Annotated in this window: 20 protein-coding genes; 1 reads left to right on the top strand and 19 read right to left on the bottom strand. The window is 74.5% G+C overall.

What is annotated here, in order from left to right:
• Positions 1 to 160 precede the first annotated feature (160 nt).
• From lgt to hisI, 10 genes are all read right to left on the bottom strand, one after another.
• A complete protein-coding gene (gene lgt, locus BLW14_RS24100) occupies positions 161 to 1,117 on the bottom strand; it encodes a prolipoprotein diacylglyceryl transferase (RefSeq protein ID WP_093709272.1) in 957 nt (318 codons plus the stop codon).
• A 106-nt stretch (positions 1,118 to 1,223) separates the two neighbouring features.
• On the bottom strand, positions 1,224 to 2,042 hold the full coding sequence (locus BLW14_RS24095) for a DsbA family protein (RefSeq protein WP_093709271.1): 819 nt from the start codon (positions 2,040 to 2,042) through the stop codon (positions 1,224 to 1,226).
• 75 nt (positions 2,043 to 2,117) lie between these two features.
• Positions 2,118 to 2,930, bottom strand: a complete 813-nt coding sequence (gene trpA / locus BLW14_RS24090; RefSeq protein WP_093709270.1) for a tryptophan synthase subunit alpha — start codon at positions 2,928 to 2,930, stop codon at positions 2,118 to 2,120.
• Positions 2,927 to 4,213 (bottom strand): tryptophan synthase subunit beta, encoded by a 1,287-nt coding sequence (gene trpB, locus BLW14_RS24085; protein ID WP_093709269.1) that lies wholly within the window; start codon positions 4,211 to 4,213, stop codon positions 2,927 to 2,929. The genes trpA and trpB overlap by 4 nt, the downstream gene beginning before the upstream one ends.
• A 324-nt stretch (positions 4,214 to 4,537) precedes the next feature.
• Positions 4,538 to 5,347, bottom strand: a complete 810-nt coding sequence (gene trpC / locus BLW14_RS24075) for an indole-3-glycerol phosphate synthase TrpC (RefSeq protein WP_018518730.1) — start codon at positions 5,345 to 5,347, stop codon at positions 4,538 to 4,540.
• 127 nt (positions 5,348 to 5,474) lie between these two features.
• Positions 5,475 to 5,921, bottom strand: coding sequence for a DUF2752 domain-containing protein (locus BLW14_RS24070; RefSeq protein ID WP_093709267.1), 447 nt, complete (start codon positions 5,919 to 5,921; stop codon positions 5,475 to 5,477).
• 125 nt (positions 5,922 to 6,046) lie between these two features.
• On the bottom strand, positions 6,047 to 6,295 hold the full coding sequence (locus BLW14_RS24065) for an HGxxPAAW family protein (protein WP_093709266.1): 249 nt from the start codon (positions 6,293 to 6,295) through the stop codon (positions 6,047 to 6,049).
• Between the two features lie 121 nt (positions 6,296 to 6,416).
• Positions 6,417 to 7,073, bottom strand: coding sequence for a TIGR02234 family membrane protein (locus BLW14_RS24060; protein WP_093709265.1), 657 nt, complete (start codon positions 7,071 to 7,073; stop codon positions 6,417 to 6,419).
• Between the two features lie 48 nt (positions 7,074 to 7,121).
• Entirely contained in the window at positions 7,122 to 8,609 is a 1,488-nt protein-coding gene (locus BLW14_RS24055; RefSeq protein ID WP_093709264.1) for an anthranilate synthase component I, read from the bottom strand.
• A 47-nt stretch (positions 8,610 to 8,656) separates the two neighbouring features.
• On the bottom strand, positions 8,657 to 9,043 hold the full coding sequence (gene hisI / locus BLW14_RS24050) for a phosphoribosyl-AMP cyclohydrolase (RefSeq protein WP_093709263.1): 387 nt from the start codon (positions 9,041 to 9,043) through the stop codon (positions 8,657 to 8,659).
• An 85-nt stretch (positions 9,044 to 9,128) separates the two neighbouring features.
• Between hisI and BLW14_RS24045 the strand changes: the two genes are divergently transcribed.
• Positions 9,129 to 9,761, top strand: coding sequence for a TIGR03085 family metal-binding protein (locus tag BLW14_RS24045; RefSeq protein WP_093709262.1), 633 nt, complete (start codon positions 9,129 to 9,131; stop codon positions 9,759 to 9,761).
• A 27-nt stretch (positions 9,762 to 9,788) separates the two neighbouring features.
• Here the strand turns inward: BLW14_RS24045 and BLW14_RS24040 are convergent, their stop codons facing one another.
• From BLW14_RS24040 to hisH, 9 genes are all read right to left on the bottom strand, one after another.
• Positions 9,789 to 11,036: an MFS transporter gene (locus BLW14_RS24040; RefSeq protein ID WP_093709261.1), complete on the bottom strand. Its 1,248-nt coding sequence runs from the start codon at positions 11,034 to 11,036 to the stop codon at positions 9,789 to 9,791.
• Positions 11,037 to 11,061: 25 nt separating this feature from the next.
• Positions 11,062 to 11,649, bottom strand: a complete 588-nt coding sequence (locus BLW14_RS24035) for an ArsR/SmtB family transcription factor (RefSeq protein ID WP_093709260.1) — start codon at positions 11,647 to 11,649, stop codon at positions 11,062 to 11,064.
• 38 nt (positions 11,650 to 11,687) lie between these two features.
• Positions 11,688 to 13,271: a sodium/solute symporter gene (locus BLW14_RS24030; protein WP_093709259.1), complete on the bottom strand. Its 1,584-nt coding sequence runs from the start codon at positions 13,269 to 13,271 to the stop codon at positions 11,688 to 11,690.
• Positions 13,272 to 13,480: 209 nt separating this feature from the next.
• Positions 13,481 to 14,770, bottom strand: a complete 1,290-nt coding sequence (locus BLW14_RS24025) for a PucR family transcriptional regulator (RefSeq protein WP_093710835.1) — start codon at positions 14,768 to 14,770, stop codon at positions 13,481 to 13,483.
• Positions 14,771 to 14,956: 186 nt separating this feature from the next.
• On the bottom strand, positions 14,957 to 17,737 hold the full coding sequence (locus tag BLW14_RS24020) for a helix-turn-helix transcriptional regulator (protein WP_093709258.1): 2,781 nt from the start codon (positions 17,735 to 17,737) through the stop codon (positions 14,957 to 14,959).
• 128 nt (positions 17,738 to 17,865) lie between these two features.
• Positions 17,866 to 18,621 (bottom strand): imidazole glycerol phosphate synthase subunit HisF, encoded by a 756-nt coding sequence (gene hisF, locus BLW14_RS24015; protein ID WP_093709257.1) that lies wholly within the window; start codon positions 18,619 to 18,621, stop codon positions 17,866 to 17,868.
• The gene (locus BLW14_RS24010) at positions 18,618 to 19,022 is read right to left on the bottom strand and encodes a RidA family protein (protein WP_093709256.1); all 405 of its coding nucleotides are present in this window, start codon (positions 19,020 to 19,022) and stop codon (positions 18,618 to 18,620) included. The genes hisF and BLW14_RS24010 overlap by 4 nt, the downstream gene beginning before the upstream one ends.
• Complete coding sequence (gene priA / locus BLW14_RS24005) at positions 19,019 to 19,744, bottom strand: bifunctional 1-(5-phosphoribosyl)-5-((5-phosphoribosylamino)methylideneamino)imidazole-4-carboxamide isomerase/phosphoribosylanthranilate isomerase PriA (RefSeq protein ID WP_093709255.1); 726 nt, start codon at positions 19,742 to 19,744, stop codon at positions 19,019 to 19,021. Before priA ends, BLW14_RS24010 begins: the two co-directional genes overlap by 4 nt.
• A complete protein-coding gene (gene hisH / locus BLW14_RS24000) occupies positions 19,744 to 20,385 on the bottom strand; it encodes an imidazole glycerol phosphate synthase subunit HisH (protein ID WP_093709254.1) in 642 nt (213 codons plus the stop codon). The genes priA and hisH overlap by 1 nt, the downstream gene beginning before the upstream one ends.
• Positions 20,386 to 20,390 lie beyond the last annotated feature (5 nt).

The following is a 20,390-nucleotide window of genomic DNA, read 5'->3' as shown; positions in this document are numbered from 1 at the left end:
GCCGGACGGGCTGGATTTTCGCCGCACCGCCCACGTCAGCCGACGGGACAGATTCGACGGCGGGCGCCACATCAAGCCCGTCCGGCGATTGAGGACACCCGACGACGGCGAAGGGGCCGCCGAGAATCTCGGCGGCCCCTCACCCAGCTGGCGCGCGACGTCAGCCCTTCGCGGCCTCGGCCGTACCGTCCGCCTTCGGCGAATCCACGTCCGCGTCCGGCTTCGCGTCGGTGTCCGCCTCCGCGGCCTCCGGCTCGTCCGCCTCGGCCTCGTCCGCCTCGTCCGAGGATTCCGGCGCCTCCGGCGCCTGCGGCTCGACGATCTCCTCGCGCCCCGGCCGGACCTTCGCCGAGACCACGATGTACGTCACCGCCAGCACGAACACGATGATCGCGGTCCACACGTTCAGCCGCAGGCCCAGGATGTGGTGGGCCTCGTCGACGCGCATGTACTCGATCCACGCCCGGCCCGCGCAGTACGCCGCGACGTACAGCGCGAACGCCCGCCCGTGCCCGAGCTTGAAGCGGCGGTCGGCCCAGACCACCAGGAGCGCCACGCCGACGCACCACAGGGACTCGTACAGGAACGTCGGGTGGTAGGTGCCCGCGACCCGGTTCGGGCCCTCGCTGATCTTCAGCGCCCAGGGGACGTCCGTCGCCTTGCCGTACAGCTCCTGGTTGAACCAGTTGCCCCAGCGGCCGCACGCCTGGGCGAGGGCGATGCCGGGGGCGAGGGCGTCGGCCCAGGCGGGCAGCGGGATCCCGCGGCGGCGGCAGCCGATCCAGGCACCGACCGCGCCCAGCGCGATCGCACCCCAGATACCGAGGCCGCCCTGCCAGATCTTGAAGGCGTCGACCCAGTCCTCACCGTCGCTGAAGTACAGCTGGTAGTCGGTGATGACGTGGTAGAGCCGGCCGCCGACCAGCCCGAAGGGCACGGCCCAGACGGCGATGTCGGCAACGGTGCCGGCGGTGCCTCCTCGGGCGACCCAGCGCTTGTTGCCGAACCAGACGGCGACGAAGACACCGATGATGATGCAGAACGCGTAGCCGCGGAGCGGGATCGGTCCGAGATCGATCACGCCGGTCGACGGGCTGGGAATGTAGGCAAGGTTCATGGCAGCGTCGACGCTACCCTGCCGGGCGGGAGGTAGGACAACCCGCCCGGCAACGTCTGGGTAACGAGCGGGTCATCGGTTCCCCCGATCGGCCCCGTGCCGTGACCTACGGCGCGGGCGTCGCGGTGCCCGGCTTCTTGCCCTTGTTGGCCTCCTCGACCCACTTCTTCAGGTTGGCCTCGGTGATCGCCTCGTCGCCCTTCTTCGGGAAGATCGACTCGCCGTTGAGCAGGGCGGTGGGCGTGCCCTGGAAGCCGCCGTCGCTGAAGGCCTTGTTGGACTTCTGCACCCACGCGTCGTGCTTGCCGTCCTCGACGCAGCTGCGGAACCCGGGGGTGTCCAGCCCGTCGACCTTCTTGGCGAGGTCGATCAGCTTGTCGTTGTCCCCGAAGGCGTCGTCGGTCTCCGGCGGCTGGTTGCGGTACAGCACGTCGTGGTACGCGGAGAACTTGCCGGCGTCCTGCGCGCAGGCCGCCGCGTTGGCCGCCTTGAGGGAGCCGCTGCCGCCCATGTTGCCGTCGATGATCGTGGCGAGGTGGTAGTCGACCTTGATCTGGCCGCTGCGCTCCATCTCGTGGATCGTGTCGCGGAACGCGTTCTCGAACTGGGCGCAGACCGGGCAGCGGAAGTCCTCCCAGATGGTGAGGGTGGACGGGGCGTCGTCCGCGCCGACCCGGATCGCCAGGGCGTCCTTGCCGGTCGCGCCCGAGGGAGCGACGGCGGGCCCGGACGCCTTGGACTTGTCGCTCTTGCCGCCCGTGTTCGCCGCGATGACGCCGACGACGGCGGCCAGGCCCAGCACCCCCACCACGGCCGTGGACACGATCAGCGTGCGGCGCCGGCGGTCGCGCGCCTTCGCCTGCTCGCGCTGCTGGATCAGCCGGTCTCGCGCGGCCCTCTTACCCTGTTCGTTCTTCTCGCTCACACCGCGCAAACGACCCGGGGAGGCACTCGCGTGCCTCCCCGGACCGATCTCCACCCGTTCGGGTTACCCCGGGTGTCAGCGCTTTCGAACACCTTCGGCAAGCTCGGCCGCCAGCGAGCGGACGGCCGCGAGACCGGCCGCCTCGTCGGGGGCGTCCAGCATCCGCTTGACGAAGGCCGAGCCGACGATGACGCCGTCGGCGAAGCCGGCGACCTCGGCGGCCTGGGCGGCGTCGGACACGCCGAGGCCGACGCAGACCGGCAGCTCGGTGGTGGCGCGGGTGCGCCGGACCAGGTCCCGGGCCTGGGCGCCGACCGAGGCACGGGTGCCGGTGACGCCCATCAGGGAGGCGGCGTAGACGAAGCCGGAGCCCGCGTCGGTGATGGTCGCGATCCGGGCGTCCTTGCTGCTGGGCGCGACGACGAAGACGGTGGCGAGGCCGTGCCGCCCGGCGTGCTCGCGCCACAGCGCGGACTCCTGGACCGGCAGGTCGGGCAGGATGCACCCGGCGCCGCCCGCCTCGGCCAGCTCGGCGGTGAAGCGCTCGACGCCGTACCGGTCGATCGGGTTCCAGTACGTCATGACGAGGATCGGCGCCCCGGTCGCCTCGTGCGCCTCGCGCACCGTGCGCATCACGTCGGCGATCCGCACGCCGCCGCGCAGTGCGATGTCGTCGGCGGTCTGGATCACCGGGCCGTCGAGGACCGGGTCGCTGTGCGGCAGCCCCACCTCGACGACGTCGGCGCCGCCCGCCACGACGGCCTTGACGGCCTCGATGCCGCCGTCGACGGTCGGGAAGCCGGCCGGCAGGTACGCGATGAGCGCGGCCCTGTCCTCGGCCCGCGCGGCGGCGAGCGTCGTGTTCAGCAGTTCGATGTTGCCGCTCACCGGACGTCCCCCTCGATCTCCGCGTTCGCGCTGTCGGCGTCCGCCTCCACGGCGGCGTCCGTGTCGTACAGCCCGAAGTAGCGGGCCGCAGTGTCCATGTCCTTGTCGCCACGCCCGGACAGGTTGACCAGGATCAGCCCGTCCTTGCCCAGCTCCTTGCCGACCTCCAGGGCCCCGGCCAGCGCGTGCGCGCTCTCGATGGCCGGGATGATGCCCTCGGTGCGGGAGAGCAGGCGCAGGGCCTGCATGGCCGCGTCGTCGGTGACGGCACGGTACTCGCCGCGGCCCACGTCCTTGAGGTACGCGTGCTCGGGCCCGATGCCCGGGTAGTCCAGGCCCGCCGAGATGGAGTACGGCTCGGTGATCTGGCCCTCGTCGTCCTGGAGGACGTAGCTGCGCGAGCCGTGCAGGATGCCGGGCTCGCCCGCGGTCAGGGTCGCCGCGTGCTCCCCGGTCTCCACGCCGTGGCCGGCCGGCTCGCAGCCGATGAGGCGGACGTCCGCGTCGGGCACGAAGGCGTGGAAGAGGCCGATGGCGTTGGAGCCGCCGCCGACGCAGGCCACGGCGGCGTCCGGCAGCCGGCCGGCCTGCTCCAGGATCTGCCGTCTGGCCTCCACGCCGATGACGCGGTGGAAGTCGCGGACCATCGCCGGGAAGGGGTGCGGGCCCGCGACCGTACCGAAGAGGTAGTGAGTGCGGTCCACGTTGGCGACCCAGTCGCGGAACGCCTCGTTGATGGCGTCCTTGAGGGTGCGGGAGCCGGACTTCACGGCGATGACCTCGGCGCCGAGGATCCGCATGCGCGCCACGTTCAGCGCCTGGCGCCGGGTGTCGATCTCGCCCATGTAGATGGTGCAGTCGAGGCCGAACAGGGCGCAGGCGGTCGCGGTGGCGACGCCGTGCTGTCCGGCGCCGGTCTCCGCGATGACGCGGGTCTTGCCCATGCGCCGGGTCAGCAGGGCCTGCCCCAGCACGTTGTTGATCTTGTGCGAGCCGGTGTGGTTGAGGTCCTCGCGCTTGAGGAACACCCGGGCGCCGCCGGCGTGCTCGGCGAAGCGGGGCACCTCGGTGAGGGCGCTGGGCCGGCCGGTGTAGTGGACCATCAGCTCGCCGAGCTCGGCGGCGAAGGCGGGGTCGGACTTGGCCTTCTCGTACTCGACGGCGACCTCGTCCACGGCGGCGACGAGCGCCTCCGGGATGAACTTTCCGCCGTACGCGCCGAAGTAGCCCTCGGCGCTGGGGATCAGACCCTCGGGGTCCGGAATGAAGAAGTCGGAAGACATACGGGACGTGCTCCTCGTGATGGCAGGGGTGGTTTCACCGTCTGCGCCGCACGAGCGGAGCGCCGCCCCGGTCCGTGACCGGGGCGGTTTCGGCCGCACGTCAGCGCGCGCCCTCGCGGGCGGGGTGGTGCGGCGGCCGGGGCTCGCTCTGCTGCGCGGGCCCCGTGCGCCATCGCATGCCGTTGACCTGACCGGGTTCGGCGCCGATCACGTACCGCACCCGACGGCCGTGCACACGGCGCGCCGGAGCCCGGCAGCCGCGGTGCCACGAGGGCAGGGCGCAGCGCATGGGCTCGGGGTGCGGGAGGGGGGACACGTCCGGGCTCAGCCCCGCCCGTGGCGCAGGGCCGGGTGGGCGCCTGCGGCGACCAGGTCGGCGACGGCGGTCCGCGGGTCGCGGCCGGTGACCAGGGACTCGCCGACGAGCACGGCGTCCGCGCCGGCGTTGGCGTAGGCGATCAGGTCGTGCGGGCCGCGGACGCCGGACTCGGCGACCTTGACGATGTGGTCGGGGATCTCGGGGGCGACGCGCTCGAAGGTGGAGCGGTCGACCTTGAGGTCCTTGAGGTTGCGGGCGTTGACGCCGATGATCCGGGCCCCGGCCTCGACGGCGCGCTCGGCCTCCTCCTCGTCGTGGGCCTCGACCAGCGGCGTGAGGCCGATGGACTCGGCGCGCTCGATGAGGGAGACCAGCGCCTCCTGTTCGAGGGCGGCGACGATCAGCAGAGCGAGGTCGGCGCCGTACGCGCGCGCCTCCCACAGCTGGTACGAGGTGACGATGAAGTCCTTGCGGAGGACCGGGATGTCGACCTTGGCGCGGACGGCCTCCAGGTCGGCCAGCGAGCCGCCGAAGCGGCGCTCCTCGGTGAGGACGGAGATGACGGACGCCCCGCCGGCCTCGTAGTCCGCGGCGAGCGCGGCCGGGTCGGCGATGGCGGCCAGCGCGCCCTTGGAGGGGCTGGAGCGCTTGACCTCGCAGATGACGGTGACGCCCTCGCCGCGCAGGGCGGCGACGCCGTCCTTGGCACGGGGGGCGCGGGCGGCGCGTTCCTTGAGCTCGTCGAGGCTGACGCGCGCCTGCCGCTCCGCGAGGTCGGCGCGGACGCCGTCGATGATCTCGTCGAGCACACTCACGCGAGCGGTCCCCTTCCGGAACGGTGACAAGGAAACGTAACAGGCCACAGGGTCAGCCACTCCGATGGTATCCGCAGCGGGCCGCTGGGCCCGCATTCGGCCACGTGCCGTCCCACAACCTGGGACTTCACGGGGCGAGCGCGGATCCGAAGGGCAGGTTCCGGACGACGGTGAAGATCAGCAGCACGGCCCCGATCGCCCACCAGTGCACCGGCCGCAGCGCGATGCGCAGGGGCCTGCCGCGGACCTCGCGGACCAGCCACACGGCCCACAGGACGGCGAAGATCCCGTAGCCGACGACGGCCGGGGCGTTGGCGCCGAAGGCGGCGGCGAGGTCGCCGTGGGCGAAGGCGTGGGCGCTGCGCAGGCCCCCGCAGCCGGGGCAATAGATCCCGGCGAACCGCAGCATCGGGCAGACGGGGTAGTGGCCGGGCTCGTTCGGGTCGACGGTGGCGACGTATCCGAAGGCTCCGACTACGGCGGCCAGCACGCCCGCCGGGACGGCGACGCGGCGCAGCCGGGACGCCCCCGAGGGGGCGCGGGGGAAGACCGGCGGTCCGGGGGCGGCGGTCACCGGGCCGGGGCCGGGGGCCGAAGGGGCGGCGGGGGTAGGCGTTGCGTCCACCCGGTGATTGTCGCCGCAGACGCGGAAAGGCGCAGCCCGGTCCGGGCTGCGCCTCGCATGCGTACGTCTCCCGGTCAGGAGGTCTGCGCCTGGCCGGCGCGCGCCCGGGCCGCGGTCAGCTCGGCCGACTCCTTCGGCATGCCGAGGCCCGCGGCCTTCATCGCGAGGCCGACGACACCACCGATGAGGACGACGCCCATGCCGGCCCAGAAGCCGAGCGGGTTGGCCGCGACCATGAAGACGCCCGCGACGCAGAAGCCGATGAAGGCGATGATGACACCGGTCCAGGCGGCCGGGGTGTGTCCGTGGCTGCTGCCCGCCATGAGTTGCTCCTCGTTGGTGTTGCGCTGTTGGAATCGCTCGGGTCGCTGTCCCCACGGCCCGTGCCGCTGTGCCAGCTCACTGTCATTGTCCCGTACGTGCGGGTAGGACGTGAGCTGGGGGTCATGCCTCGCGCGTCGGGTCCTCGCCGCGGTCCAGGGCCTTCCACAGATCCTCCGGCCGGTCCGGGTCGGGGGCGCGGGGCGCCTTGCGGGGGCGGGGCGTGCCGTCGCGTTCGTAGCGCCCGGACATGGTGGGCCAGCGGCTGCCGTAGCGCAGGGCGAGCAGGCCGGCGAGCAGGATCAGCAGGCCGCCCGCGCCCGTGACGTAGGGCCAGGCGGTGTGGCTGAGGGCGGTGATGGTGGCCGCGGTGTCGCCGGTGGTCCGCGCGGCCTGCTCGTCGAGGGCTCCGCTGTCGGACGCGCCGAGGAAGGCGCTCAGCGCGGCGCCGAGGCCGCTGAGCGCGAGGAGTCCGGCAACCACGCGGCGGCCGCCGCCGCGTACGGCGAAGACGGCGACGAGGGCGGCCAGGGCGACGATCGCGAGGGCGGCGGGGAGCCCGGTGACGTCCTGCCCGTCGGCGCTCAGCGGCAGCGTTCCGCCGCCGACCGGGGCCTTGCCCTCGGCCCAGGTCTGCCCGGAGGCGAGGAGGACGACGGTCGCGCCGGCCGCCCCGAGGAGCAGGCCGGCGGCCAGGGTGCGGCGGCTGCCCGCGCTGTCGGGCGCGGTGGCGGCTTCGGCGCGGGGCTGGGGTACGGGGACGGCACTCACGTACTCCACTATCCCTCACCGGCCGGGAACGCCCCACCTCGCCCCTGTGCGTGCCGCTCAGGCGCCGCCGAGGCGGTTGGCGGTGTGGACGGCTCGGAGGACCGCCGCCGCCTTGTTGCGGCACTCGGTGTCCTCCGCGACCGGGTCGGAGTCGGCGACGACACCCGCGCCGGCCTGGATGTACGCGGTTCCGTCGCGGAGCAGCGCGGTGCGGATGGCGATGGCGGTGTCGGAGTCCCCGGCGAAGTCGAGGTAGCCGACGCAGCCCCCGTACAGGCCCCGGCGGGTGGGTTCCAGTTCCTCGATGATCTGGAGGGCGCGGGGCTTGGGGGCGCCGGAGAGGGTGCCGGCGGGGAAGCAGGCGGTCAGCACGTCGAAGGCGGTGCGGCCCTCGGCGACCCGGCCGGTGACGGTGGAGACGATGTGCATCACGTGCGAGTAGCGCTCGATGGACATGAAGTCGACGACCTCGACGCTGCCCGGTTCGCAGACCCGGCCCAGGTCGTTGCGGCCGAGGTCGACGAGCATCAGGTGCTCGGCGCGTTCCTTGGGGTCGGCGAGGAGTTCGTCGGCGAGGGCCTGGTCCTCCTGCGGGGTGGCGCCGCGGTGCCGGGTGCCGGCGATGGGGTGGAGCATGGCCCGGCCGTCCTCGACCTTGACCAGGGCCTCCGGGCTGGAGCCGGCGACGTCGAAGCCGTCGAACCGGAAGAGGTACATGTACGGCGAGGGGTTGGTGGCGCGCAGCACCCGGTAGACGTCGAGGGCGCTCGCCGTGCACGGGGTCTCGAAGCGCTGGGAAGGCACGACCTGGAAGGCCTCGCCGGCCCGGATGCGCTCCTTCACGTCCTCGACGGCGTCCTGGTAGGCCTGGCCGCCCCAGAGCGCGGTGTACTCGGGCAGTTCGGAGGCCGGCAGGGCGGCGGGGGCGTTCTCGACGGGGCGGCGCAGGTCCCGCTCCATCGCGTCGAGCCGGGCGACCGCATCGGTGTGCGCCTCGTCGACGCCGGTGGCCAGGTCGTTGTGGTTGATGGCGTTGGCGATGAGCAGGACGCTGCCGTCCCAGTGGTCCAGGACCGCCAGGTCGGAGGTGAGCAGCATGGTCAGCTCGGGGAGCTTGAGGTCGTCGCCGCCGCTCTCGCCGATCTTCTCCAGGCGGCGCACGATGTCGTAGCCGAGGTAGCCGACCATGCCGCCGGTGAAGGGCGGCAGACCGGTCTCGCGGTCGTGCGGGGTGTGCAGGGCCTCGATGGTGGCGCGCAGGGCGTGCAGCGGGTCGCCGTCGACCGGGACACCGACGGGCGGGGTGCCGATCCAGTGGGCCTCGCCGTCGCGGGTGGTGAGCGTGGCGGCGCTGCGTACGCCGATGAAGGAGTAGCGCGACCAGGTGCGGCCGTTCTCCGCGGATTCGAGGAGGAAGGTGCCGGTGCGCTCGCCCGCGAGCTTGCGGTAGAGGCCGACGGGGGTGTCGCCGTCCGCGAGGAGGCGGCGGGTGACGGGGATGACGCGCCGGTCGACGGCCAGCTTGCGGAACGTGTCGAGGTCCATGGCGGCAGACCTTACTGGCCTGGGGGTGTCTGGCCGGCCCTGGCCGGTCAGACACCCCCGAGGAACAGGACGTCGGCGTCGAAGCAGGTGCGGTCGCCCGTGTGGCAGGCGGCGCCCGTCTGGTCGACCTTGACGAGGACGGTGTCGGCGTCGCAGTCCAGGGCGACGGACTTGACCAGCTGGATGTGCCCGGAGGTGTCGCCCTTGACCCAGTACTCCTGGCGGCTGCGCGACCAGTAGGTGCAGCGGCCGGTGGTGAGGGTGCGGTGCAGCGCCTCGTCGTCCATCCAGCCCAGCATCAGTACCTCGCCGGTGTCGTACTGCTGGGCGATGGCCGGGACCAGTCCGTCGGCGCCGCGCTTGAGGCGGGCGGCGATGGCGGGATCGAGGTCGCTGGCGGGCCGGGGGGTGCCGGGCGTGGGCGTGCTGGTCATGGGCTCCATTGTGCCGTGGTGGCGCGGGGTGTCCGGGCGTGCGTCCACTGGGCGGACGGGGGGCGAGGGTCGTACGCTGGCGGGCATGTCGACCCATGCGAAGCGTGAACGTCTCCTGCTCGCCGACCTGTTGGAGGCGGCGGGTCCGCAGGCTCCGACCCTGTGCGACGGCTGGACGGCCCGGGATCTCGCGGCCCATGTGGTGGTACGGGAGCGGCGGCCCGACGCGGCCGCCGGAACGCTCATCGGCCCGCTGAAGGGCCGGCGGGACCGGGTCATGGCCGAGTTCACCGAGAAGCCGTACGAGGAGCTGATCCAGCTCATCCGTACGGGACCGCCCCGGATGTCCCCGTTCGGCCTGAAGCAGCTGGACGAGGCGGCGAACACGGTGGAGTTCTACATCCACGCGGAGGACGTGCGCCGGGCACAGCCAGACTGGTCGCCCCGTGAGCTGGACCCGGTCTTCGCGGACGTCCTGTGGGCGCGCACGGAGAAGGGGGCGCGGGTCCTGGGCCGCAAGGCGCCCGTGGGCCTGGTGCTGCGCCGCCCGGACGGACAGACCGCGGTGGCGCACCGGGGGACGCCGGTGGTGACGGTGACCGGTGAGCCGGGCGAGCTGCTGCTGTTCGCGTTCGGGCGGCAGGAGGCGGCACGGGTGGAGCTGGAGGGCGAGCCGGACGCGATCGGCCGGGTGACCAAGGCGAAGCTGGGCATGTAGCCCGGGTGCGTAGGCCCCGCTGCGGTCTCAGCGCGGGAGTTCCGCCCGGCGGAGCGGGGCCATGAGGAGGCCGGTGCCCGCGCCTGCGACGCACAGGGCGGCGCTGGCGACGAACACCGGGCCGGTGCCCCAGAGGGCGACGGCGGCACCGGTGACGGGGTAGCTGAGCGGCGCGAGAGCGTGCGTGAAGAGCGTGGAGACCGAGGTGACGCGGCCCAGGTAGGCCGGGTCGGTGACGGTCTGCGCGAGGGCGCCGCACAGCGAGCCGCCGAGGCCGGCGAAGAGTCCGACGAGGACCGCGACGGTCGCGGCGAGCGGTACGGAGGGCACGTACGCCAGGGCCGCGATGGCGAAGGACCCGACCAGGACGGTCAGGCACATGACCAGTCCGGCCCTGGCCACCCGGCCGCGCACGGCGAGGAGCAGGGCGGAGGCGCCCGCGCCGATGCCGAAGGCGGCGACGACCCAGCCCATGCCGGAGGCACCCCAGCCGCGTTCGTCGCTGAGCAGGATGAGGCCGAGGTTGAGTGGGCCGACGAAGCCGAGTTCGCTGACGGCGACGACGAGCATCAGCGGCCCGAGGAGGGGGTGGCGGCGGATGTGGCGGAGCCCGTCGGCCAGTTCGCTCCAGGCAGTTCCAGTGGGCGCGGCCGTCTCCGGTGCGAGCAGCGCGCCCATGCGTACGGCCAGCAGGAGCGGGAGCGACACGGCGAAGAGGACTCCGGCCGCGGCGAAGGCGAGGACCGGGCCCCCGAGGGCGACGGCAACGCCGCCGAGCGGGGCTCCGACGACGTTGGCGGTACGGGTGGCGAGACCGCGCATGCCCTGGACGCGGGCGAGCTGGGAGGCGGTGGTGATCCGGGGCGGCAGGGCGCCGACGGCGGGCAGGAACAGGGCGTCGACGGCGCCGAAGACGAGCGCGACGGCGATCAGCATCCACACCGTGGGCGAGGTGAGCAGCAGGGTCCCGGCCAGGCCGAGGATCACCAGACAGCGGGCGGTGTCGCTGCCCACGACCACGCGGCGCGGGCCGAGCCGGTCGGCGAGCACTCCCCCACCGAGCAGGAGCACCGCCCGGGGTATGGAGCCCGCGGCGAGCACCAGTCCGGTCTGCGAGGCGCTGCCGGTACGGGCGGCGGCCCAGGCCAGGGCCATGTAGTAGACACTGTCGCCGATCATGGACGCGGTGTACGCGCCGAGCCAGCGCAGGACGTTGCCGTCGCGGTGGGCCGGGCGGGCGGGGGCCTGTTCGGGGGCGGGCAGGGTGGCGGTCACGGTCTCGTCCTCTCGGAGGGCCGGGTCAGGCGCGGAACGGGAAGCCGTACACGTGGAGCGCGACGTTCTCGCGGTTCTCGCTGTCGCCCGCCTCCTCACGGGCGCGGCCCTGCTGCTCGTAGCGCCTGATGAGGTCGTTCATCTCGGAGGCGAGGGCGGCGAGCTCGTCGGCGGTCAGCCGGGCGAGGAATTCGGAACTGAAGGAGGCGCGGCGCCACTCGGCGGGCCAGGTGCGGTACGCGTCGAGGTGGCGGCGGTACATCTCGACGTGCTGGTCGTACGAGAGCCGGCCGACGGCCGCGTGGGTGGCGGCCTTCTCGGGCGCGTCACTGAAGTCCTCGTCGTGGAAGGTCAGCCCCTCCGAAGCAGGCTGCCACCAGCGCTCTCGGCCGTCCCTGCCCTCGCGGTCGGCCTCCTCGATCAGACCGTGATCGGCGAGCTTGCGCAGGTGGTAGCTGACGAGCGAGACCGCCTCGTCGACCTGCTCGGCCAGCTGGGAAGCGGTGGCCTGCCGGGCGATGCAGAGGGCCCGGTAGAGCTTCATCCGCAGGGGGTGCCCGAATGCCTTGAGGGTGCCGAGGTCGGAAACCCGGCGTGATGCGTCGCGTGCCATACCCCGAGCGTAGGAAGGAAAGGAAAGTTGTGCAATATTTATTGCGAAATAAAAGCTGTACGCCTGGCCGGGGTCCGCTTCCGGCTGCGGCGGGAGCCCAGATGTCCGAGCAGGAAGCCCGCCGGGATCGTGAGCAGGCCGGGCGTCTGCAGCGGGAACCAGTGGAAGTCGCGGGCCGGGAAGAGCGCGACGGGCGTGCCGGAGAACGCGGGCGAGAACACCATCAGCACCGCGATGAGCGGCAGCGTCCCGTACACCGTCCAGCGCACCCCGCGCGCGGTGAAGCCCGGCCGGAACAGCGCGTACAGCAGAACCGGCGGCAGGACGGAGGCCGCCGCCGCGAAGGAGAGCGAGAGCAGCACCTGCGGATTGCGGTCATGGGTGTACGTGGACGCCCAGACGGCGACCGCGCCGGTCAGGACCACCGCGAGGCGGGCCCGCAGGATCTCGCGCACGGCGGACCGGCCGGAGCGCCCCGCCGTGCGCGCCCTGCTCCTCGCCGCGAAGTCGCGGGCCAGGGACGAGGCGGCGGCGAGGGTGATCCCGGCGACGGCGGCCAGTGTGGTGACGAAGACCGCGCAGGCCACGCACGCGAAGAGCAGGCTCTCGCGCGGCCCGCCTGCGCCCGGGTCGAGGGCGCCGGTCACCATGAGCAGCGCGGTGCCGCCGGCCGGGTCCGCCCGCTGGATGGCCTCGTGCCCGAGCAGCGCGGACGCGCCGAGTCCGGCGACGACGATCCCGGCGCACAGCACGGCCACCGGGACCACCGCCCACACGGTGGCGCGGCGCACCGTCCGGCGGTCGCGCATCGGGTGCAGCCGCATCGTGACGTGCGGCATGCACGCGGCCCCGAGGAGCAGGGTGAGCTGGAAGCCCAGCAGGTCCAGGGTGCCGGCGAGTCCGTGGCCGAACTGGAGCCCGGGGCGGGCGTACGCGCCGCCGGCCCCGCTGCCGTGACGCGCGGCGTCGAACAGGGCGAACGGATTCCAGCCGAAGCGGGCGAGCACCAGACCGGCGAGCAGGGTCACCGCCGCGAGGACGACCGCGACCTTGAGGATCTGCACGTACCCGGTGCCCCGCATGCCGCCGACCGCGGAGTAGCAGACCATCAGGGCGCCGCCGGCCACGGTGCAGCTGGTGAGGGCGCCGTCGGGCAGCCCGAACATGGCGGCCATCACCCGCCCCGCGGTCGCGAGCTGGACCAGGAGCAGCGGGGTGAGGACCACCAGCGTCGTGATGCCGAGGGCGCGGCGCACGGAGGGGTCGCCGAGCCGGTCCGCGAGGAAGTCGCCGAGCGTGAACACCCCGCTGCGGCGCATCGGTTCGGCCAGGACCCGCATCACCAGGACCAGCGAGACGACCGTGGCCAGGGCGAACAGCACCCCGTCGAACCCGGCCAGCGCGACGGACCCGGTGGTCGAGAGCAGCGTGGCGGCGGAGAGGTAGTCCCCGGCGACGGCGAGCCCGCTCCCGGCCGGGCCGAGCGCGGAGCCGCCGCCCGCGTAGAAGTGCTCCGGATCGTCCTGGTCGGCGGCGGCCAGCCCGCACAGCAGCAGCGAGACGGCGACGAACGCGAGGAACACGACGACCGCGAGCGAGCGGGCGTCGATGCCGCCGGTCACCGCCGGGGCCCGGGGGTGGTGAGCCGGGGCCCCGGGGCGGTGCGGGGAATCAGGTGCGGAGAAGGCATGCGGTTACGGCATCAGGCCCCCGGCCCGGCGTACAGCGGGTCGCCCCGGGGCGCGGCGGGGGTACAGGCCGTACGGGCGGGGACTGTGCGGCGGCACAGGACGCGCCCCGCACGCCCCGCGCCCCCTCGGTCCGGCAGCGGTCAGTCCGCCAGCAGGCGGCGGGCCGTCAGGGCCAGGGAGACCTCGGTCGCGTCCGAAGGGCGGGTCAGGCAGCGGCCGGTGAGCTGCTCGAAGCGGCGGAGGCGGTTCAGGACCGTGTTGCGGTGGCAGTAGAGGCGGGCGCCCGCCCGGGGCGCCGAGCCGTCGGCGTCGAACCATGCGGTGAGCGTCTCGATGAGCACGTCCCGGTCCGCCGCGTCCAGCCGGTCCAGGGGCCCGAGCACCCGGTCGGCGAGGGCCGCGCCGAGCGCCGGGGACGAGACCACCAGGGCGGCGGGCAGGTGCTCGTCGAGCAGAACGGTCCCGCCGTGCGCCGGGCAGGCCCGCAGCGCCGTGTCCGCGAGGCGCCGGGCGTCCCCGACCGCCGCAAGGCCGTCCACCGCCGAGCCGATGCCGGCCCGGGCCCCGGGCGGCAGGCGCAGGCCGGCGGCCAGCGCGGCGAGGGCGTCCGCCGGGTCCGTGCCGCCGGCCCGGCCCAGCGACAGGACGGCGTACTCCGCCTCGGGCCCCGCGTGCCACACGGCGTCCGTGGCGGCGGGCAGCTCCAGGGGCGGGTGCGCCGTGCCGTGCGGCGAGCGGCGGGCGTCGCGCAGGGCGAGCACCGCGTACCGGCCGTCCTCCAGCAGGCCGAGGGCCGCCGCCGTGTCCGGGAGGTCGGCGATCTGGGCGGTGCCGTCGAGCAGCGCGGCCGTCATCAGGCGGTGCCGGTTCTCCCGGCGCCAGGCGAGGCGGCGTTCCGCCCTGCGATAGGCGTCGGCGACGATCGCGCAGTGCTCGTCCACGAAGTTCCAGACGTCCGCGGCGACGTGGACCAGCAGCCGGATGTCCTCCGGGTGGCGGCGGGCGGTCTCGTCCACCAGGTCCTGCCAGACCATCGCCCCGCCCATCCGGAACGCGTGCAGGACCGCGTCCAGCGGCACTCCCTGCTCGGCCCGGACCTCGCCGATCCACCGCGATGTGCGGTGTGCGGCCTCCCGGAACTCACGGGGCTGGATGAGCGAACCCACGTTGTGCCGCAGCGAGTGGTGCACCTCCTGCCATATCTCCGCCGGGTCGGCCTCGATCGCGGCACGGTAGCCGGGTTCCCGCTCCCGCAGCGCCTCCACCATCCGGTCCGTCAGCTCCGGGAGCGCCGCCACCAGCACCCGGGCGGCCCGGTGCAGGACGGCGACGGCCTCGCGATCGGCCAGCGAACGGAAGCGGCGCGGGACCGGGACGACGGGCGGCGGCGTGTGCAGCGCCCTGACCCGTGAATGTACGACCTGTGGCATGGCGGCCTCCACCGGGATTCGGCCGGCTCGGTGAACGGCCGGCTCCGGCACGCCCCGCCCACGACGGAGCCGCGGGCGCACCGAATGATCCTGACGCCCGCAGAATGACATACCGCCCAGTCGGTACCTAGAGGTGTGCGGCCTCCTTCTCATCACGGTCCTGCAACCTTGTCGTCCCGTACGGAACTACGTGCCCCCGCCCAGCAGCCCGGCCAGCTCCGTCCGCGAGCGCACGCCCAGGGCGGCGAACACGTTGCGCAGGTGGTGGTCGACGGTCCGCGTGCTCACCGAGAGCCGCCGCGCGACCTCCCGGTTGGTGGCCCCCTCGGCCACGCAGCGGGCGATCCGCGCCTGTTGCGGGGTGAGCGCGGCCAGCTGGGCGGCCGTTCCCGACGGGCCCGGGGCCTCCACCGCCTCACCGGCGGCCCGCAGTTCGCCGCTCGCCCTGGCGGCCCAGGCCGCGGCCCCGCACCGCTCGAACCCGACCAGGGCGTCCCGCAACGGCTCGCGGGCCTCGCGGGTACGGCGGCGCCTGCGCAACCAGGATCCGAACAGCAGCCGGGTACGGGCCTGTTCGAAGTCACCGCCCGCCCGGTCGTGATGGGCGAGCGCCTCCCCGTACCGCCCGGCGGCCTCGCCCACCGGCGCCAGCAGGGCCCGACAGCGGGCGAGTTGGGCGGGGACCTGGGGGTCCGTGGTGCGCGTCGCCCACACGGCGAACTCCGCCACCGCCTCGGCCACCGGCTCCGCTCCCCTGCCCCGGACCGTCCGCCCGGCCAGCACGGACGCCTCGACGTAACAGGGCACTGCGAGCATCCGGGTGGCGAAGTGTCCGCGCCGGGGCCCGGGCCGGACCAGCGGATCGAGCCGCACCGCCGCCTCCGCCGGGCGCCCGGCCGCCAGGTCGGCGCGCGCCAGCGCCCAGGTGGCCAGGGTCTCCGCCTGGACGAGCCCGTGCGGCGCGGCACCCGCGAGCGCGGCACCGGCGTGCGCCGCGCACTCCCGCGTCCCGCTCTCCACGGAGGCGGCGAGGGCGAGTACGGCGTGCAGGTGGGCCGCGGCGTTGAGCCCCCCGGTACGGCGTGCCGCGCGCAGGCCGTCCAGCGCGTGGGCTCGGGCCCGGGCGTGCCGCCCGGCGCGCAGCTCCGCGTAGGCGAGGTGTTCCAGGGCCCGCGGCAGCAGGGCGTCGGCACCGCTCGCGTGTACGGCGGCGAGCGCGCGGGTCCCGGCCCGGCAGGCGGCGTCGAGGTCGCCGAGGACAAGACCGGCCGCTCCGGCCCGTAACAGCGCCCCGGGGTCGTGGGCGCCGGAGACGAGGCAGCGGCGCAGCAGCAGGTGCCCGGCACCGATCCGCCCGCGCAGCACGGCGCACATCCCGTCCCGGTAGTGGGTCAGGTCCCGGTCGGCGGCCTCCGCGGGGATACGGGTCAGCGCGTCGAGGTACCCGAGGGCGTCCCCCGCCGACCAGGCGGCCTCGGCGGCCCCCAGCAGGGCGTTCCGGGCGCGCCCGGGGTTGTGCGGGGCGAGCAGGGCGGCGGCGGTGAGCAGGGCCTCGTGGGCGTCGGGGGCGGGTCCGTCGGCGAGGGTGAGCAGGCCGCGTACGTGGTGGGCGGGGCCGGGGGCGGCGCCGGCCCGTGCCAGTGCGGTGCGGGCCCGCCCCGGCTCCCCCGCGAGGCGGTACTGCTCGGCCGCCGCCGCGTACCGGGCGGCCCCGGGGCCTGCCGTTCGGATCAGGCCGGGCTCGCGGGGTCCGCCCTGATCCGAACGGCAGGCCCCATCCGCCTCGTCCGGGGTCAGCGCGGCGGCGTGGCTGAGGGCGGTCGCGCGGTCGGCGTGCGGGAGCGGCGGGGCCGCGGCCGCCTCCAGCGCGGCGGCGAGCGCGGCGTCGGGGCCGGCGGACGCGCAGGCCCGCTGGATCAGGGCGGCCGACCCGGGCGCGAGCAGGCCGGCGAGCAGGTCGTGCACCGCGCGGCGGCGGTCCGGTGGCGCCCGGTGCAGGAGGGCGCGGCGCAGCAGGGGCTCGCCGAAGTGGACGCGGTCGCCGGCCCGTCGGAGCGCACCGGCCGTACCGCCCGACGGGTGCGGGGCCAGGTCGGACGTGGCGGGCGGGACACCGGCCGCCGCGGCGGCGCGACGGACGAGGGTGAGGTCGGCTCCCGCCCCCTCCGGCTCGTGCGCGTGCGCGGCGGCCGCGATCAGGAGCAGGGTCCGGGTGGCGGCGGGGAGGTGGCCGACGCGGTCGGCGTGGGCGGCCAGGACGTCGTCCCCGCCGGGCAACGGGTGCGGCAGCGGAACCCGCCCGGCGAGCTGGGCCGGGGTGAGGCGGGCGGTGAGCGCGGTGAGCAGCCCGGGGTTCCCGGCCGCCTCCCGGAGCAGGGCGCCCCGCACCGCCGGATCGGCCCGGTCCGCCCCGGTGAGCCGGTCCATGAGCGCGGAGGCCGCTTCGTCGTCCAGGGAGCCGGGGCGGAGGGCGGGCAGCCCGGCGAAGCCGGCCTCCTCCCCGGCGGCGATCAGCACGGCGACCCGGCTGCCCGGCCCGAGCCGGCGGGCGGCGAAGGCGAGGGCGGCACGGGAGTCGGGGTCCCAGAGGTGGGCGTCGTCCACGCACACCAGGAGGGGCCGCCCGCCGCCGAACCGCCGGAGGAGGGCGAGGAACGCGGCGGGCGGGAGGCCGTCGCGCAGCACGCGGTCCGGGTCGCCGGGCGCGGGGCCCGCCGCGCACAGCAACGCGTGCAACCCGCTGTACGGCACCCACCGTTCGTCGGGTGCGCCGACGACATGGAGGGCCGGGCCCGCGCCCCGGTCGCGGTACGCGGCGACGGCGTGGGCGAGAAGGGCCGTACGGCCCGAGCCCGGCGGGGCCGTCAGGACCAGCGCGCCGCCGTCGCCGTGGCAGAGGCGCGCCAACAAGGCTTCGAGTACGGCGAGTTCGCCGCTGCGGCCGTACAGCCGGAGCGGACGGTGCACGGTCGTGGGGGGAGTCACGCCGGGCACGCTAGACGGGGGCCGCCAGGTACCGGAAGGCGCGCGTACGGCGATGGGGCGCCCTCCCAGGGAAGGGCGCCCCATGTCTGTGCGCGCGCACAACCGGCCGGTCAGCGCACCGGGTGGCCGGCCTCCGAGAGCGCGCCCTTGACCTCGGAGATCCGCAGGTCGCCGAAGTGGAAGACGGACGCGGCGAGGACCGCGTCGGCCCCGGCGTCGACGGCCGGCGCGAAGTCCGCGAGGCGGCCCGCGCCGCCGGAGGCGATGACGGGGACGCGGACGTGCTTGCGGACGGCGGCGATCATCTCGGTGTCGTAGCCGTCCTTCGTGCCGTCGGCGTCCATCGAGTTGAGCAGGATCTCGCCGGCGCCGAGCTCGGCGGCGCGGTGGGCCCACTCGACGGCGTCGATGCCGGTGCCCCGGCGGCCGCCGTGCGTGGTGACCTCGAACGAGCCGTCGGGGGTGCGCCGGGCGTCCACCGAGAGCACCAGGACCTGGCGGCCGAAGCGCTCGGCGATCTCCCGGATCAGCTCCGGGCGGGCGATGGCCGCGGTGTTGACGCCGACCTTGTCCGCGCCGGCCCGCAGCAGCTTGTCGACGTCGTCCGGGGTGCGGACGCCGCCGCCGACGGTGAGCGGGATGAAGACCTGTTCGGCGGTGCGGCGCACCACGTCGTAGGTGGTCTCCCGGTCGCCGCTGGACGCGGTGATGTCCAGGAAGGTCAGCTCGTCGGCGCCCTCGGCGTCGTACAGCTTCGCCATCTCGACGGGGTCGCCCGCGTCGCGCAGGTTCTGGAAGTTGACGCCCTTGACGACCCGGCCGTTGTCCACGTCGAGGCAGGGGATGACGCGTACGGCGAGGCTCATCGCGCACCCGCCCGGTACGCCTCGACCTCGACCTCGACGACGAGGCTGGGGTCGACGAAGCCGGAGACCACGATCATGGTGGCGGCGGGGCGTACGGCGTCGAACAGCTCCTTGTGGGCGCGGCCGACCTCCTCGGTGTCCCGGGCGTGCATGACGTACATCCGGGTGCGGACGACGTCCTCGCGGCCGAGGCCCAGCTCCTTCAGCGCGTCGAAGGCGACGCCGAAGGCGGTGACGGTCTGGTCGTACGGGCCGCCCGCGGCGATCTCGCCGCCGACCACCGACGTGCAACCGGAGACGAGCACCAGGCCGTTGGGGAGTTCGACCGCGCGGGAGTAGCCGAACTTCTCCTCCCACGGGGCGCCGGAGGAGACGCGGCGCACGGATGCGGAGTCGGTCATGCGGAGACCGCCTCCAGCGCCTCTTCGAGGGTGAACGCCTTCGCGTACAGGGCCTTGCCGACGATCGCGCCCTCGACGCCCGCCGGGACCAGCGAGGCGATGGCCCGCAGGTCGTCGAGCGAGGAGACGCCGCCGGAGGCGACGACGGGCTTGTCGGTGGCGGCGCAGACGTTCTTCAGGAGCTCCAGGTTGGGGCCCTGGAGCGTGCCGTCCTTGGCGATGTCGGTGACGACGTAGCGGGCGCAGCCCTCGGAGTCGAGGCGGGCCAGCGTCTCGTAGAGGTCGCCGCCGTCGCGGGTCCAGCCGCGGCCACGCAGGGTGGTGCCGCGCACGTCGAGGCCGACGGCGATCTTGTCGCCGTGCTCGGCGATGACCTTGGCGACCCATTCGGGGGTCTCCAGGGCGGCGGTGCCGAGGTTGACGCGGCGGCAGCCGGTGGCGAGGGCGGCGGCGAGCGAGGCGTCGTCGCGGATGCCGCCGGACAGCTCGACCTTGATGTCCATGGCGCCGGCGACCTCGGCGATGAGGGTGCGGTTGTCACCGGTGCCGAAGGCGGCGTCCAGGTCGACGAGGTGCAGCCACTCGGCGCCGGAGCGCTGCCAGGCGAGTGCGGCCTCCAGCGGTGAGCCGTAGGAGGTCTCGGAGCCGGACTCGCCGTGCACCAGGCGGACCGCCTGGCCGTCGCGGACGTCTACGGCGGGGAGCAGTTCAAGCTTCGGCATTACAGCGTCTCGATCCAGTTGGTCAGCAGCTGGGCGCCGGCATCGCCGGACTTCTCGGGGTGGAACTGGGTGGCCCACAGCGCGCCGTTCTCGACGGCCGCCACGAACCGTTCGCCGTGCGTGGCCCAGGTGACCCGGGGGGCACGGATCTTCGCGTTGGTGACTTCGAGGCTCCAGTCGTGCGCCGCGTAGGAGTGCACGAAGTAGTACCGGGCGCCGGCGTCGAGTCCGGCGAACAGCTGGGAGTCCTCGGGGGCTTCGACGGTGTTCCAGCCCATGTGCGGGACGACGTCGGCCTGGAGCGGGCCGACCGTGCCGGGCCACTCGTCGAGCCCCTCGGTCTCCACGCCGTGCTCGATGCCGCGCTCGAACAGGATCTGCATGCCGACGCAGATGCCCATGACGGGGCGTCCGCCTGCCAGCCTGCGGCCGATGACCCACTCGCCGCGGGCCTTCTTCAGGCCCTCCATGCACGCCGAGAACGCGCCGACACCGGGCACCAGCAGCCCGTCGGCGTTCATCGCGGCGTCGAAGTCGCGGGTGATCTCGACGTCCGCACCGACGTGGGCGAGGGCGCGCTCGGCGGAACGGACGTTGCCGAAGCCGTAGTCGAAGACGACGACCTTCTTCTTCGTATCCACGTGTC

Origin of the sequence: Streptomyces sp. 2131.1 (assembly GCF_900105515.1) — a bacterium.
GTDB lineage: Bacteria > Actinomycetota > Actinomycetes > Streptomycetales > Streptomycetaceae > Streptomyces > Streptomyces drozdowiczii.
Note: the sequence above shows the minus strand (reverse complement) of the source record. Positions and strands in the feature narration are given on the sequence as shown.